12 protein-coding genes are annotated in these 15697 nt (G+C 68.5%); 6 read left to right on the forward strand and 6 right to left on the reverse strand.

The window, feature by feature from the left end:
• Positions 1–24: 24 nt before the first annotated feature.
• A complete protein-coding gene (locus ACFTSF_RS12695) occupies positions 25–1191 on the reverse strand; it encodes a peptidoglycan DD-metalloendopeptidase family protein (protein WP_380153961.1) in 1167 nt (388 codons plus the stop codon).
• 157 nt (positions 1192–1348) lie between these two features.
• Here ACFTSF_RS12695 and ACFTSF_RS12700 point away from each other — a divergent pair, with 157 nt between their 5' ends.
• Positions 1349–3571 carry an ATP-binding protein gene (locus tag ACFTSF_RS12700; protein WP_380153962.1) on the forward strand — a complete coding sequence of 741 codons (2223 nt, stop codon included), beginning with the start codon at positions 1349–1351 and terminating at the stop codon, positions 3569–3571.
• On the opposite strand, the gene ACFTSF_RS12705 is transcribed toward ACFTSF_RS12700, so the two are convergent.
• The 3 genes from ACFTSF_RS12705 to ACFTSF_RS12715 all read right to left on the reverse strand — a co-directional run bounded on the left by ACFTSF_RS12705 (position 3568) and on the right by ACFTSF_RS12715 (position 5570).
• Positions 3568–4734: a serine/threonine-protein kinase gene (locus tag ACFTSF_RS12705; protein WP_380153963.1), complete on the reverse strand. Its 1167-nt coding sequence runs from the start codon at positions 4732–4734 to the stop codon at positions 3568–3570. The genes ACFTSF_RS12700 and ACFTSF_RS12705 overlap by 4 nt on opposite strands.
• Positions 4735–4848: 114 nt before the next feature.
• Positions 4849–5193, reverse strand: a complete 345-nt coding sequence (locus tag ACFTSF_RS12710; protein ID WP_380153987.1) for an alpha/beta fold hydrolase — start codon at positions 5191–5193, stop codon at positions 4849–4851.
• Positions 5130–5570 carry an OsmC family peroxiredoxin gene (locus tag ACFTSF_RS12715; protein ID WP_380153964.1) on the reverse strand — a complete coding sequence of 147 codons (441 nt, stop codon included), beginning with the start codon at positions 5568–5570 and terminating at the stop codon, positions 5130–5132. The genes ACFTSF_RS12710 and ACFTSF_RS12715 overlap by 64 nt, the downstream gene beginning before the upstream one ends.
• A gap of 104 nt (positions 5571–5674) precedes the next feature.
• Between ACFTSF_RS12715 and ACFTSF_RS12720 the strand changes: the two genes are divergently transcribed.
• Positions 5675–6259 (forward strand): TetR/AcrR family transcriptional regulator, encoded by a 585-nt coding sequence (locus tag ACFTSF_RS12720; protein ID WP_380153965.1) that lies wholly within the window; start codon positions 5675–5677, stop codon positions 6257–6259.
• Here the strand turns inward: ACFTSF_RS12720 and ACFTSF_RS12725 are convergent.
• Positions 6246–9002: a BTAD domain-containing putative transcriptional regulator gene (locus tag ACFTSF_RS12725; protein WP_380153966.1), complete on the reverse strand. Its 2757-nt coding sequence runs from the start codon at positions 9000–9002 to the stop codon at positions 6246–6248. The two genes, ACFTSF_RS12720 and ACFTSF_RS12725, sit on opposite strands and share 14 nt — an antisense overlap.
• 123 nt (positions 9003–9125) lie before the next feature.
• Between ACFTSF_RS12725 and ACFTSF_RS12730 the strand changes: the two genes are divergently transcribed.
• The 3 genes from ACFTSF_RS12730 to ACFTSF_RS12740 are packed head-to-tail and all read left to right on the forward strand — an operon-like array spanning position 9126 to position 13629.
• The gene (locus tag ACFTSF_RS12730; RefSeq protein WP_380153967.1) at positions 9126–11069 is read left to right on the forward strand and encodes a PEP/pyruvate-binding domain-containing protein; all 1944 of its coding nucleotides are present in this window, start codon (positions 9126–9128) and stop codon (positions 11067–11069) included.
• A complete protein-coding gene (locus ACFTSF_RS12735) occupies positions 11066–12277 on the forward strand; it encodes an MFS transporter (RefSeq protein WP_380153968.1) in 1212 nt (403 codons plus the stop codon). The genes ACFTSF_RS12730 and ACFTSF_RS12735 overlap by 4 nt, the downstream gene beginning before the upstream one ends.
• Positions 12274–13629, forward strand: coding sequence for an acetyl-CoA carboxylase biotin carboxylase subunit family protein (locus ACFTSF_RS12740; RefSeq protein ID WP_380153969.1), 1356 nt, complete (start codon positions 12274–12276; stop codon positions 13627–13629). The genes ACFTSF_RS12735 and ACFTSF_RS12740 overlap by 4 nt, the downstream gene beginning before the upstream one ends.
• Here ACFTSF_RS12740 and ACFTSF_RS12745 read toward each other — a convergent pair.
• A complete protein-coding gene (locus ACFTSF_RS12745; protein ID WP_380153970.1) occupies positions 13620–14396 on the reverse strand; it encodes an SDR family NAD(P)-dependent oxidoreductase in 777 nt (258 codons plus the stop codon). The two genes, ACFTSF_RS12740 and ACFTSF_RS12745, sit on opposite strands and share 10 nt — an antisense overlap.
• A 102-nt stretch (positions 14397–14498) precedes the next feature.
• On the opposite strand from ACFTSF_RS12745, the gene ACFTSF_RS12750 reads away from it, so the two are divergent.
• Positions 14499–15314: a helix-turn-helix transcriptional regulator gene (locus tag ACFTSF_RS12750; RefSeq protein WP_380153971.1), complete on the forward strand. Its 816-nt coding sequence runs from the start codon at positions 14499–14501 to the stop codon at positions 15312–15314.
• Positions 15315–15697: the final 383 nt, after the last annotated feature.

The raw sequence follows: 15697 nt of genomic DNA on the forward strand, positions 1-15697 counted from the left end.
TGGGGGCACCCCGGCCACCTCAGGTCAGGGACAGGTGCCGTTGACCGGGGTCGACAGTCCGGTCCACATGAAGGCGTCACTGACCCAGGTGCCATCGCTCAGCCGGTTCCAGAGGCTGGTGGTCCCCCAGCGCCCGCTGTGCGAGGTGCCGTTCTTGGAGCAGGAGATGTTGACCGTCGTACCGTCGGCCACGCTTCCTGCGATTCCGTAGTTGGTGCCCGGTCCGGTGCGCTTGTTGACCGTGCCGCCACCGAAGGCGTCGATGATGCCCTGGGTGAAGCCGAGCGCTCCGTAGTTGTAGAGCTGCTGCCCGGGGCTGCGGACCGTGCTGCCGTGCAGTGCGGTCCCGTTGTAGGCGGAGGCGGCGTTCTGGAAGACCCAGCCGCCGACGTTGTGGTTGGCGATCCCGACGTACGCGCTGTTCTGGCGCAGCGCGAAGTGCACGTGCGCACCACTCGCCGAGCCGCCGCACGACACGTCGGTACCGATGTTGCCGAGGAACGCGCCCTCACCGACGCCCAGACCGTTGGCCGCGATGTTGCCGGACAGGTGGTAGTAGTCGGTCGCGTAGCCACGGTCGTGGATCACGCGGATCCACCCCTTGCCGTTGCCACACATCGTGTACGCCGTCCCACCGCGGGCCGCGAGCACCTGACCGTTACCGCCGGCCAAGTCCACCGAGCTGTACGGCGTGTCTGTCCCGGCCCAGCCGTGTGAGCCACCAGGCATGCTCCACGAAGCGCCGATGGCGAACGGGAGCCGCATTCCGGTCCGGAAGTCGCCACCGGCGGCCTGAGGTGCGAACGACTGCTGGCCGAACAGCTGCTTCTCCTTGGCCGAGACGACGGGCGATGCCGCGGTCAGCTCGGTGAAGGCACGCTCGCCTTCCAGACCGACCTGCCACTTACCGTCGACCAACCTCGCCGCGAACAGCCAGCCTTCGGGGTGCGTGTCCTGACCCTGCGGGACGAGCGCGACGGTCGTTCCGAAGACCGTGTCGGTCCCTTCGCCGCGGGTCACGTTGACCTGGATGTCGGACTTGACCTTGCTGGTCTTCGCGGTGCTGACCTTCGCGGTCACGGCCTGCTGCAGGTTCGGCTGCTGGGGAGCGGCATTGGCGGCCGCCGCCGGGACCGCCAGTGCGCCGGCAGTCAGCACTGCACCCCAGCGCAATCTCGAATTGAACGTCATAACGGTCCTCCTGATGGGACGGAACAGGATCGGTGGCAAAAAGCTATCCGCCGACTACGCAGCGTCGGTTATCTTGTGCACTGATCGGCGTCCAGAGACTGTCCACTGGGGGCGAGGTGAGGCGCCTGACCGGGGCGGTGGGGTGGGGAAGGTATCGATGACAGACAGGTCTGCCCTGGCAGCGCTTGGCGCAGCCATGCTGCGCTACCGGCTGGCCCGTGGTCTGTCGTTGCGGCAGCTCGCGGGGCGACTTGGCATGCAAGGGCACGGCGGATTGTCCGACTACGAGAAGGGCCGACGGCTGGCCCCGGCCGACCTGATCGAGCGCTACGAGGAGCAGCTCCGCATCACCGACGGCGAGCTCCGAGCCCTCCACACCGCAGCCCTAGCCGAACGCGCCACCAGCAAGTCCCCGACCTCCGAAACTTCTACTGTCACGATCGCCGAGTTGCCGGCTGTCCCGGCTGACTTCCAGGGGCGCAATGCGGAGCTCGCTTCGGTACTCGCGGCTGCGGCCGACTGCCTGGCTGGGCGTGGGCCGATCACGGTCGTGGTGACCGGTCAGCCGGGCGCTGGGAAGACGACTCTCGCGGTGCGTGCGGCGCAGCAGGCGTTTCGGCTCGGGCTGCAGGATGCGCAGTTCTTCGTCGAACTGGGTGCGGCCGAACCTGAGGCGGTACTGCGCCGGCTGTTGCGGGCGCTCGGCGTACCGGATGCGCAGTTGCCGACCGAGGTGGACGAGGCCGCTGCGATGTTCCGGTCGCGGATGGCTGGGCGTCGGTGTGTGCTCGTGCTCGACAACGCACGGGACGAGGCGCAGGTCCGCGCGTTGCTGCCCGGTCCGGGTCCGGTTCTTGTCGTCGTCACCAGTCGCCAGCGGTTGACTGGGTTGGCCGGTGCTCGACGCGTCAGCCTGGCTGAGCTGACGCGGGCGGACGCGCAGGCCTTGCTCACCGAGATCGTGGGCACTGTTCGGGCGGAAGCAGAGCCAGAGTCGGTGGCTGAGGTCGTGGCCGCGTGCGGGCGGCTTCCGTTGGCAGTGCGGATCGCGGGGAATCGGCTGGCGTCGTGGCCGGATTGGTCGATCGCACATCTCGCCGAACTGCTGCGCGACGAACAGAACCGGCTCGGTCGGCTGACCGCGGGCGACTTGGCCGTGCGTAGTGCGTTCGCGTTGTCCTACCGCGAGATCTCGCCCGTGGCAGGTCGGTTATTCCGGCGGCTGGCGCTAACGCCGGGCGCGGACTTCGACGTACAGGCGGCTAGTGCGCTGCTCGGCGAACCAGCCGAGGCCGCGCTGGAGGTGTTGGCCGGCGCGAGCCTGATCGGTCTGGCTGCGACGCCGGGGCGGTATCGCATGCACGACCTGCTGCAGTTGTACGCCTGCGAGCTCCTGCAAGAGGATGCCCAGCGCGACAAGGCCGAAATGGCCTTACTGGGTTGGCTTTTCGAGCAGGCGCGCCTGGCTGCGGCCGCCCTGTCCCCCGAGCCTTCCGACTATCCCGGTGGTCGGCCGGCGGCGGTCGCGTGGCTGGATGCCGAGGCTGGCACGATCCTCGGCGCCGTACGGCGGATCAGCGAGCGCACCGACGGCGAGTACGACGCCCTGCTGAGCGATCTGACCCAGCTGATCCCGTGGTACTACGACCTGCGCTGCCGGTGGTCCGACATGGTCGAGGTGGCCGAGCACGCCCGCGTGGTGGCGGAGCGCTCGGGCGACCTCGCCGAACGCGCCTTCGCCTACAGCATGCTCGGTCTCGGGCAACTCGGTCAGCACCGGTACCGCGCTGCTCTCGCGTCGTGCGAGCTTGGTTTGACCGACGCCCGCGCTGCTGGACTCGCTGCCGAAGAAGCCGAGCTCTTCGGGCGGATGGGGCTTGCCTACGAAGGACTCGGACAGTACGCCGAAGCTGAGGCTCGGCACGCTGATCACGCCGAGCGGTGTCGGGCGCTCGGGGATGAGTTCGGCGAAGCCGCTGCGGTCGGCCGGAGGTCGCTCACGTTGCAGATGCTCGGTCGGCACACCGAGGCCGCCGCCTGTCTCAAGCTCGCGCTGAAGATGCGTTCCGGGCTCGGCGATGAGCGGGGTGTCGCGATGGCGGAGTACCGATTCAGTGCCCTGCGCAACCATCAGGGTCACCACGAAGAGGCGCTGCTGCGGGGCAACCGCGCACTCGCAGTCTTCGAGGCCCACGACGACCAGTGGGGTACGGCGGTCACGCAGTACGAACTGGGTCGCGCACTCGCCGGTCTCGGTCGCCTAGCCGAGGCCGCAACGGCGTACCGGACCGCGATCCGCGGGCTCGAGGAGATCGGCGAATGGCAACGCCTCGCAGCCGCCACCGCCGCCCTGACCGACACCCAGCGGCGAGCTCGTTAGGGCTTGCCGGTCGACTTCTTCGGTTTCTTCGGTTGCTTGGTTTTTTCGGGGTTCTTGGTCTTCTGCGGGCCGGATTTGTCGGCCTTCGTGGTGGTTGTTCGGGGTGCGGAGGGGCGGGTGGTGGTGTGTACGGCGGCGACCTCGGCAGTGGGAGGCGGTGTCGTGGTTTTCGGGGCGACGGTTGGCTTCGTCGGCATCAGGTCGTTGGTGGCCGGCACCTGCACCTCGGCGGTGTTCAGGGCAATCCCCAGCGCCACCGACGCGGCGAGCGCCGTACCCGCGCCTGCCCCGGCAAGCACGAGTCGACGGGACGTACGTCGTACCAGCGGCAGCACCGCGGTTGTCTCGTTGGGTGGTTGCTCGCCGGCGGCGACCTGCGCGGCTGTCGGGCGGTGCGCGGGATCCTTGGCGAGCATCCAGAGGATCAGCGCTTCGCACTCACCGGCCAACTCGGGGCGAAGCTCGCTCGGCGGCTGCGGTTCGCGCTGCACGTGCTGGAACATGACCGCCGCCGGTTCATCACCGAAGAACGGCAACTGCCCGGTGACCAGTTGATAGAGGACACACCCGAGTGCGTAGACGTCCGAGGCAGGACCGGCCGGCTTGCCCAGCGCATGTTCCGGCGCGAGGAAGTAGCTGGTGCCGACGATCTGACCGCTCGAGGTCATCGTCGTGGTGGCGTCGTCGAGGAATCGGACGATGCCGAAGTCGGCGACCTTGACCGTGCCGTCCTCGGCCAGCAACAGGTTGCCGGGTTTGACGTCGCGATGAACAACCCCGTGCCGATGCGCCGCAGCCAAACCAGCCGCCGCCTGCCGCACCACATGCAAAGCCCGGTCGACGTCGAAGGGACCGTTCTCCCGCAGTTCCTCGCCGACAGTGCAGCCGCTGACCAACTCCATCGCGAGGTACTTGCCCTCGCAGTCATCACCGAAGTCGTACGCCGAGACGACGTACGGGTCCCGGATCGTCGCGATAGCGCGGGCTTCGCGCAGGAATCGTTCCGAGGCCATCAGCGTCTCGGGGACGGGCCGCACGAGCTTGAGAGCGATCTCTCGATGCAGGACCTCGTCGACGGCTCGGTACACATCACCCATACCGCCGCGGCCGATGGCCTCGACGATTCGGTACCTGTCTGCGATCACGTCCCCTGAACGTCTCACCGCCGAACAGTACCCACCGTTGGGGTGACCATTCCTCCGAAACGCAAAGCAGGGCGACCCCCGTGGGGCCGCCCTGCTGCTTGAGGGGTCAGCTTCCGTTGGCTGCGGCGATGATCAGCTGCGTGACCTTGTGCGGCTGCGAGACCAGGACCGCGTGATCTTCGTCCGGGCCGGGTCACCCGAGGCTTCCTTCAGCGCGGACTCGAGGATCGGCCGCTGGGTCGCGGCCATCAGCCTCGCCTTCGACTGCGGGACATCCGCCGCCTTCACGTTCGGCTCGTTGCGCGCCGCGTTGGTGATGACCTGACCGCCGTACGAATGACCGACCAGTACGACGGGTCCGTGCACACTGCGGATCAGCGACCGTACGGCGCTCGCGTCGGAAGCGACACTTGTTACTGCTCGAGAGCGGCGTCGAGGGTGATCTCCACGCCGGTGAGTGCCTTGCTGATCGGGCAGGTGGCCTTGGCCTCGGCGGCCAGCTTCGCGAAGGTGTCGGCGTCGATGCCGTCGACCTCACCGCGAACCGTGAGCGCGATGCCGGTCAGCTTGAAGCCGCCGGCCGGGTCCGGGCCGAGCGTGACGTCGGCCTTGACGTCGAGCGCCTGCGGCACGCCGCCGGCCTCTCCGATCAGCGCCGAGAACTGCATCGCGTAGCAGGACGAGTGCGCCGCCGCCTGCAGCTCTTCCGGGCTGGTCGTGCCGTTGGCCTCATCGGCCGCGCGCTTCGGGAACGAGACCTCGTAGGTGCCGATCTTCGAGCTGGTGAGCTCGACCTGACCTGCCCCCTCCTGCAGGGTGCCGTTCCAAGCGGTGCGCGCCGTACGTGTGGGCATCTCGATCTCCTCGGTTCCAGGGGCTGATGTCAGGTAGACTAACTAGTTACTCTTGCAGCTGTCAAACACTGATTTCAGCACCGATCGATGGGATAGTGGCCGTGATGACGAACCAGACCCAGACCGCCGACAGGGCCCGCCCGGTACGCGAGCGGCTGATCGACTGCGCCAGCGAGCTCTTCTACGCCGAGGGCATCCGGGCGATCAGCGCCGACCGGATCATCGCCGGGGTCGGCACCACGAAGGCGACCTTCTACCGGCACTTCCCCACCAAGGACGACCTGGTGCTGGCCTACCTGCACGGCAAGGCCGACTGGGAACGCACCGCGATCACGGCCGCCGCCGACACCCCCGACGCGGACGACGCCCTCCGCGGCGTCGTCGGCGTACTGGCGAGCTCGAGCTGCCAGCCCGGATTCCGCGGCTGCCCGTTCATCAACGCGGGCGCCGAGTACGCCGACGTCACCCACCCGGTACGGCGTTTGGTCGCCGAGCAGCGTCAGTGGTGGACCGACTTCTTCCGCTCACTCGCCGAGCGCCTAGGCGTTCCCGCGGGAGCACCCGCGGACAGCGCGGCCGGCCAGATCATGATGCTCCGCGACGGCGCACTGGTGGCCGGCTACCTGGACGATCCCGCACTGGTCGAGGCCAACCTCACCAAGGCCATCACCGCCGTCACTGCACCGTAGCCAGGAGCGAATCGACCTCCGCGACCCGCGGACTGCCGGCTTCGCGGAAGAGCTCGCGCGCCTGCATCCACACCTCTCCGGCGAGCGCCGGGTCACCGGACGCCCGGTGCGCGCGGCCCAGCACGGTCAGCGCGTTGGCCCGGCCTAGCTTGGCGTCCAGAGCATCGAACAGTTCAAGCGCTTCCAGACAGTAGCCACGAGCCCGCTCCGGATCGCCGAGCTCCAGATGACCCTCGGCGACATTCGACAAGGCCAGCGGCTCCATCGTGCTGACCCGATGGCGGCGGAAATGCGCGAGCGCGAGTTCGCCGTACCGGACCGCCTCCTGAAAGTTGCCTAGGGCACCATGTGTGGCGCTCAGATTGAGCGCGGTGTACAGGATCGCGCTCTCGTGCTCCGGTAGCGCATCCTGCGCGGCCAAGGCCTTCTCCTGCAGCTCCAGCGCCCTTGCGTGGTCACCACGGCGAGAGGCGACGAGACCGAGATTGGACAGCAGCGACGCCTGCCGCGTCAGGTCACCGGTCCGCTCGGCCAGCTCGAGCGCGGTCCGATAGCAGGCCTCGCTCTCGTCCAGCCGCGACGACTCGAGATACATGAATCCCTCGACGATCGCGGCGTACATCATCGCGCGCTTGTCACCAGACCGGTCTGCCGCGCGCCGCCCGATCGCCGTGACGGTTCGCCAGTCGTCGAAGTGCAGCCGGGCCGCGTAGTACGCGTTCAGCGCCCAGGCGAACTGCCAAGCGTGATCGTCGAGGCCCTCGTCGTACGCGCGCTGCACCAGCTCGACCAGGACCGGGCGCTCGATCTCGAACCAGTCGAGAGCCTGCGCGGCCCCGGCGAACTGCAGCGGCCCGGCCTCCGGTCCGGCGGCGTCGACGACCGGCGCCACCGCACCTCGCGGACGGACAGCGTTGCTGGCGGCTCCCACCGTGGCGAGGTACCAGTCGAGCATCCGGCGCGTGGTCGCACGAAGGCCCTCGGCACTCTCCTGTTCGGCGGCGAGCTCGCCGGCGTACAGGCGGAGCAGGTCATGCAGCTTGAACCGGCCGGGCTGCGGTTCCTCCAGCAGGTGCTGGGAAACGAGCCGATCCGCGGAACGGCGGATCTCGCGCGGCGCGCCTTCCGTCAGTACGGCGATCGCGGGCAGACCGATCGCCCCGGACGGATGCAATCCGAGGTACCGGAATGTCCGCGCGTCCTCGGCCGCGAGCGCCCGGTACGACCAAGAGAACGCCGCCCGGAGATCCGCCGCCGGGTCGTCGGCGTCGGCGAGCTGATCCAGTCGCCGATGCTCGTCGGACAACTCGGCCGCCAACGCGGACAGTCCGTCCGCCGGAAACCGCGAGGCCCGCTCACCAGCGATCCGCAGCGCGAGCGGAATCCGGCCGCACAACTCGACCAGCCGCGTCACAGCATCCGGATCACCGGCGGCCCGCGTGCTCCCAACCACACCAGCGAGGACATCACCAGCGACTTCAGGAACCAAAGGACGCAAGGTGATTCGGTGCGCATTGTCATGGACAGCAAGCCCGCGCAGCTGGTTGCGGCTCGTCACCAGCAACAGGCAGTCGGACGCGGGCAGTACCGGCCGCACCTGCTCCGCGCCCCGGACATTGTCGAGCACGATCAGCAGCCGCTTCCCGGCCAGGCTCGACCGCAACATCGCCGAGCGCTCGTCCAATCCCTCGGGAATCCCCGCCGGCCGCGCGCCGAGGGCCAGCAGGATCGACCGTACGGCGGTCGCCGGATCGACAGGTTCGCCGGACGAGTACCCCCTCAGGTCGACGAAGATCTGACCGTCCCCGTAGAACTCGCGGACCTGGTGTGCGGCATGAACGGCGAACGTCGTCTTCCCGATCCCCGCCGGCCCGTCGATCGCGATCACGAGCGGGGCGGACGCCGTACCGTGCTTGTGCACGAGCTCCGTCAGCTGCGCGAGCTCCTCGGATCGCCCGGCGATCCCGGCCGGCTCCGGCGGCAGCTGCCGCGGCACCGCTGCCGGCTCGGCCGACGCATCCTCGGCGTCGCTCAGCACCATCGCCTGGGTCGCGCGCAGTTCGTCGCCGGGCTCCAGCCCGAGCTCCTCGATCAGCTGCGCGCGCGTCTGCTGGTAGACGGTCAGCGCCTCGGCCCGGCGCCCGCATTGATGCAGGCCGCGCAGCAACAGCGCGGTGAGACTCTCGCGGAGCGGATGCTGCGCGGCGAGCTCCGAGAGTTCGTCGATGATCTCCGCCGCCGCACCGCGCCGAATCTCCGCTGTGTACAAAGCCTCCTGTACGGCGATCCGTTCGCCTCGCAACCGCAGTGCCTCGGCCGCGACCAGCGCCGGCTCATCCATCCCGGCGAAGGGATCGCCACGCCAAAGCCCGACGGCCTCCCGCAAGGACGACGCCGCGTCGTCCAGGTCGTCCCGGTTGAGCGCGGCCGCACCCGCTTGCCGAAGACTCGCGAAACGATCGACGTCGTACTCGCCGGGGCCGACCACGATCCGGTAGCTGCGCTCCCGTTGCTCGATCCGGTCCGCGTCACCGAGCGACTTCCGCAGCCGGAACACCAGCACCTGCAACCGCGCCGCGTTGCCGTCGTCGTCTCCGAACAACAGGTCGATCAACGCATCCGCGCGCAACCACTGGTTGGGCCGGCAGAGCAGAACCGCGAGCAACCGCGCCTGGGCGCGACTCGGGGTCAGCGGATTCCCGTCGGCGCGCACCTCGAGCGGGCCGAGCACTCCGAACTGCATCGCCTGCCCCCAGCTTTCTTGTGAACTCGTGATTGTGCTCACACAGCGTCACGCAAACTACCGTGAGTACGACTGTTTACCCTAGTGTGATCTGTTGTGTCCTCCGCCCCCACAGTTCCCGCGTTGCCCCATGCCCATTTGACCCTGGCCGACTTCGACGGCCTCGCGACCACCGTCGCCGGGTATCCCTACGTGAAGCTCGTCCTCGACCAGGAGACGTCGATCGTCCACCTGATCGACGGAGCCGATCGCCTGCTGCACGTCCAGTACGTCGCCGAGCGGATCCTCGGTATGACCCGGGCCGAGCTGGCCCGCAACCTGGATGCCTTCAACGACTCGGTCTACCGGGCCGACGACCGGCGCTTCCTGCTCGGCACCCTCGCGCTGCACAACCGGCCGGAGTACGGCGGGCTGTTCTTCAGCCTGGAGACCGTCGAGGTCGACACGATGAGCGCCGACCTGCTGCGCCGGTTCTACGACACCGTTCGCGCGCTCGTCGTCGACTCCGTGCCCGTGCTGCTCAAGCCCGCCAACCACCTGCAGGAGAGCTTCGCCTTCGGCGACCTGCCCCGGATCCTCGCCCACGAGCTGTACTCGACCGCGCCGTACGTGCCACTCAACCCCGGTACGACGACCGGCCGGCTGCGCGTGTTCGCGTCCGAGGCGGCGTACCGGACGACCACGGATCCCGTGCGCTGGTACGACGTACTGGTGATGGACCGGATGCCCGACGACATCCCGCGGGTCTCGGGGCTGATCAACTCCCGGCACACCACTCCCCTGTCGCACACCAACGTGCTCGCGGCCGGTTGGGGCATCCCGAACGCCATTCAGATCGACGCCCTGACCGGTCTCCGCAGTCTAGATGGCGCGTGGGTCGCGGTGACCGTGGACGCGGCCGCGGCCGAGGTGTCCGTCACCGAGATCTCCCGGCCGGACTCGATCGACGCCGGTCCGGCGTGGGCGATCACACAGGTCGACATCGGCAAGCCGGATCTCGCCGCGGCGCAGATCCTGCCGCTGGAGGACTTGCGTTCGTCGGATGCGCATCGGTTCGGTACGAAGGCAGCGAACCTCGGCGAGCTGACCGCCGTCGTACGGGATGGATCGCCTTACTGGCTTGGGTTCTACGCCGCGCCGCGGCCGCCGCGGCCGCATCTGCTCGAGTACCTGGCGCGGCATCTCGAGGTCGGTGACACCGACCCGGGCGTGCTGTCTCAGGCCGCGCTGCGAATGGTGCAGCAGTATGTGACCGTGCCGCGCGGGGTTGCGCTGCCGTTCGCGTTGCAGCAGCAGTTCCTGGAGTCGTCACCGGCGATCCAGCAGACCATCGGCAAGCTGAAGATGGCGCTTGCGCTGGGCGGTGAGGTCGACGGACTGTGCGCTGAGCTGGGCGCGTTGATCCGCGACACCCCGCTGCCGGCGGATCTGCGCACGCTGATCGAGGACGCCGTACTGCGGCATCTCACCGGCGCGGGTCGGGTCGTCGTGCGCAGCTCGTCGAACGCGGAGGACCTGATCGGGTTCTCGGCCGCGGGCATCTACGAGTCGATCCCTGAGGTGGAGTCGATCGAGGATGTCGTGCACGCGATCCAGCGGGTCTGGGCGTCGCTGGTGACGACGCGCGGCGTGCTGCTCCGCGACGAGGCCGGGATCGGTCTGTCCGACTGCTTCATGGGTGTGGTCATCCAGCAGCAGCTCGACGGTGAACTCGGTGGTGTCATGGTCACCACGAACCCACTCGACCGGCGCGACTTCCGCTCGGTCCTGCTGAACCTGGCGCGGAACTCCGTCGACGATGTCGTGTCCGGTGCCGGTGATCCGTTGCAGCACCTCTACAACACGATGGAGGGCGGCAGCCGAACGGTTGCCCTGGGCACCGATGGTGTCGATGTCGATGACCAGGCGAAGGCCACGCTGGGCCGGCTCGCGCTGATCGGACGGTTGCTGCAGGCCCATTTCGCCGGCGCCGACGGACCGGTTGACGCGCCGGTCGATGTCGAGTGGCTGGTCGACGGGGACCGGATCGTGCTGTTGCAGTGCCGTCCGTACCAGCTCGCCGCGTGACCGCCCGCTCCGCCGATGCGACGCGGGTGATCCGTCGCTACAACGCCTTCCAGCTGTTCGCCGGACTGCTCTGGTGGTTGCCGGTCTTCTACGTGTTCCAGCGCTCCGCCGGGCTGTCGGACACCGAGATCTTCTCGATCCAGAGCATCTTCTACCTGGCGTTCTGCCTGTTCGACATCCCGACCGGGATGATCGCCGACCGCTTCGACTACCGGCGCTGCCTGCAGGCCGGTGCGGCGATTCTGGTGGTGGCGAACGTGATCCCGGTGTGGCAGCCGACGTTCGCCGGGTTCCTGGCGCAGTTCCTGCTGATCGCGCTGGCGCACTCACTGTTCTCGGGTGCGGGCAGTGCCTACTTGTATGAGTATCTGCAGCGGACGGGGAACGAAGCGTCATACCAGGGTGCTGAGGGTTCGGCGCGGGCGTGGACATTGATCGGGCGGATCGCTTGTCTGCCGGCGGCCGGGTTCCTGACCGCCTGGTGGGGACCGTCGCCTTACGTGTTGTCGGCGGTGACCTGTGGGGTTGCGGCGGTCATCGCGCTCGGCTTCCCGGCGTTGCCTGCCACGGGTCCTGTGAAGGTTGAGCCGGTTTGGCCGGCCCTGGTGGGTGCAATGCGGTCGCTGGTGAAGGCGAAGCGGCTGATGTTGCTGATGGCTCAGGGCATTGCCGTGTTCACGCTGGTGCGGATCGGGCAGGCCAACCTGTTCCAGCCGATTCTGGAGTCGAAGGATCTGCCGCTGCACTGGTTCGGCGTGCTGATGGCCGCGACCACCGTGTTCGAAGTTGCCGGAGCCGCGCGATCCGCCGTACTGGCGCGCTTCGGTCAGATCCGCGTCGTACTAGCCCTGACTGTGCTGATGGCGGTCGCGCTCGCCTCGGTCATCCCGCTGGGTCTGATCGGCACGATGGCCTGTCTCGCCGTGTTCTCGCTGGCGTCCGGGCTCGCGTTCCCGGTGCAGCGCAAGCTGGTCAACCAGGCGATCACCGAACCGGCCCGCCGCGCGACCCTGCTGTCGATCGAATCCCTCGCCGACCGCGCCGTCTGCGCGCTGGTCGTGTTCATCATGGGCGGGTTCCTCGCCCGGGGCGCCATGCCGGAGTTCCTGGTCGCGCTGGCCGCGGCCATCACGGTCGCGATGGTCGCCCTCGCCGTACTCGTCACTCGCAGCCGCGATCGCGCGGCCACCAAGGAGAGCCTCGCGTGAAGAAGATCCTGTACGTCTACGTCAAGGGCGGCGCCCCGCTGGAGACCGCGTTCCCGCGGCTCGCGGCCTGTGGTGAGCTGCATGTGCTCGCGCTGTCGCCACTGCCCGAAGCCGCCAAGGCCATCTGGGAACCCGCCTGTACGTCGATCACTGTGCACCCGGGCGGTCTGACGCCGGGTGAGCCCGTGGTCGAGGCGATCATCGCGCATGCCCAGGAGATCGGTGCGGATGCGCTGTTCACGCTGTCCGAGTTCGCCGTACTGGCGGTGGCCAACGCAGCCGACCGGCTCGGGCTGGCCGGGGCCGGTCCGGGGATCCGGGTGGCTCGGGACAAGCGGCTGATGCGGCAGGCCTGGCAGGCGGCGGGTGTGCCGATCCCCCGCTTCCGTCGGGTCGATTCGGCCGCGGACTTGCGTGGTGCGCTGGCCGCGCTGACGCCGCCGCTGCTGCTGAAGCCCGCCTGGGGTGCCGGCTCGGTGGCCCAGCTCGTGCTGACCTCGCAGGACCAGGTCGCGGATGCGTGGGCCGAGATTGAGCAGGCGTTGCAGCGTGGTGGGCAGGTCGGCATGAACGAACTGTTCGAGCAGAACACCGACGGCGACCGCCTGGTCGAAGAGATCATGGACGGGACTACCGAGGGCTGGTACTCCGAGGACGGGTACGGCGACTATCTGAGTGTCGAGGGTATTGTTGCCAAGGGCATCTACCACCCGCTGGCGATCACCGCCAAGCTGCCGACTGTGCCGCCGTACATCGAGGTCGCGAGTACGTCGCCTTGTGTCCTTCCGGAGGAGTTGCAGCGGAAGATCGAGGACGTGTCGCGGCGGGCGGTCGACGCGCTCGGGCTCGACACGTGTGGCACGCACACCGAGCTCAAGCTGCGCGCGGATGGCTCACTTGTTGTTATCGAGGTGGGCGCGCGCTTCGGCGGGCTGCTGACGACACGCCAGGTCGAGATCGCCTTCGACCTGGACCCGATCGGCATGCTGATCCGCGAGCAGCTCGGCGAAGAGGTCGAGTACCCGCCCGCCATGCTGGTCTCCGGCGGCCGAGCCGCTGCGTCCGTCGCAGTCGTCCCGGCCAGTGCCGACGGCACCCCCTGGCAGACCCAGCCGCGGTGGGATCCCGAGCAGGTGGACTGGTCGCGGTTGCTCTCCGACGGCAGTACGGTCGAGCCGGTGCCCGCCTTCATGCTGCCGACCGGTACCCAGGTCCCCCGCTTCGACCCGTCCGGCGGATCCCGCAACTGGCTGGGAGTCTTCCTCCTCACCGCCAACGACGCTCCCACCCTCCTCCGCGACTGCCGCGCAATCCTGGATGGAATGGAAGCCGCGCTGTCCGATCAGCGGTAGCGGGTTGCCAGGTGGGTGCTCTGACCAGCGAAGGCAGCGAGGTCGGCCTGGAAGACGGCGTCTAGCAGGCCGGTGTCCTCGACTCCGGGAGCGGTGACGACCTCGCCTCGTGCGAGACCGCGCAGGCTGGCGGTGACTACGTCGGCCGCACTCATCCGCGGTACGGCGCTCAGGTCCAGCCCCTGCCTGGTGTGGAACTCGGTCGCGACCACGCCCGGGCACAGGACCTGCACCTGGACGCCAGTGCCGTCGAGTTCGGCGCTCAACGCCTGCGACATCGCGACCAGGTGCGCCAGCGTTCCGGCGTACGTCGCTCGTCGTGGCAGCACCGACTTGTCCGCCGGCCCACTGAACGCGATCATCCCGGCAACGTTGATGATCGCCCCGGCACCGCGCCGCTGCATCGGGCCGACCGCGGCGCGGGTGATCAAGGTGGGCGCGAGCACCTTCACCCCGAGCAGCTCACGCGCCTTGGCGGCGGGCAGCTCGGCCATCGGCATGTAGTGCGAGACACCGGCGTTGTTGACGAGCAGATCCAGCGGTTCGGTCGCGGCGAGACGGGCGACCGCGTCGATCCCGTCATCGGTCGAGAGGTCCGCGGTGATGGCGGTGACCGCCACCTCCGGATGCGCGGCGGCGAACTCGTCGAGGCGGTCCTTCCGGCGGCCGACCAGGATCAGGTCGTAGCCGTCCACCGCGAGCCGCTCGGCGAAGGCCGCGCCGATGCCGGACGTGGCACCGGTCACGAGAGCAAGTTTGTTCTTCATGTCGTCCACACTGCCCCGGTGATCCTCGGACAGGTAGTCGCCTCTCCTTCCTAGGACTCACAGGGCCAGGCAGACTCCATCGGTCCGTGCATACTGGGAGCGATGGCGCGGACAGGCCTCGGCGAGGCGCTCATGACGTGGCGTGCAGCAGTCGCGCCCGGCGACGTCGGCCTGCCCGGCAACGGCACCCGCCGTACGCCGGGACTGCGTCGCGAGGAGCTCGCCCAGTTGGCCGGAATCTCGGCCGACTACCTCACCCGACTGGAACAGGGCCGAGCCGCCAACCCGTCCCCCCAGGTCATCGAGGCACTCGCCCGAACCCTGCAGCTGGCCACCCCCGAGCGCAGTCATCTCTACCAACTGGCCGGCTTGGCCTCGCCCGTTCCCGATCGCATTCCGCGGACCATTTCACCAAGCGTGCAACGAATGCTCGACCGGCTGAACGACACCCCGGTCGCCGTGTTCGACGCGATGCTGACCGAGCTCCACGCCAACGCCCTGTACGTCGAGCTCATGGGCGAACGAACCGGCAACGAACGCAACGCCGCCTGGCGAAATTTCCTCGGCTCCACGTCGCGCGTCCGACAAACCCCCGCCTCCCTCGGTCAGCTCCAAGAACTGCAGGTCGCCGACCTCCGCCGTACCGCGGGCCGCTATCCGAACGACCCCAACCTGCAAGCCTTGATCGACGAACTCCGCCGCCGCTCACCCCGCTTCGCCGAACTCTGGGAATCCGGCGTCGTCGCGGAACACCAAGCCGGACGGAAGATCATCGACCACCCTCTCGTCGGCGCGATCACCCTCGACTGCGACGTCCTACAGGTCGCCGGCGACGACCTCCGCATCATGATCTACACCGCCGAACCGGGATCTTCCGACGCCGAGAAGCTAGCCCTGCTCATGTCAGTCGGCGCCTGAACACCCGTTGCATTCCTGTGCGGCCGGAAACGTGGGCTGTGGCTGGTCGCCGCTGCGGCCGGCTTACAGAGGAGTTGTGGCTAGGCGGGTCTGTGGCTGGGCGGGTTGGCGAGGTCGGTTACCGCGGTTCCCGTCGCCTGGGCTTCCGGGCTATGGCTGAGGCCAATGCATCGCACGCCTCCCAACCAACCCACCCACCACCCCCGTGGCACCCGCCCCGACCGCGGGCATTTGATGGGTCAGCCCCAAGGCCGGTTAGTTAAGGCGGGTTGGGTGGTGTCAAGGGGTGTGTTGAACGTAAAGCAGCGGAGCTCTGTTGGGTAGACAGGTTTGTCCTCGCGAGACAACCAGCTACCTAAAGAGGCTCCGCTGCCTGTCCAGTC

The organism is Kribbella sp. NPDC056951 (assembly GCF_042674205.1).
In the GTDB taxonomy this organism is placed as follows: domain Bacteria; phylum Actinomycetota; class Actinomycetes; order Propionibacteriales; family Kribbellaceae; genus Kribbella; species Kribbella yunnanensis.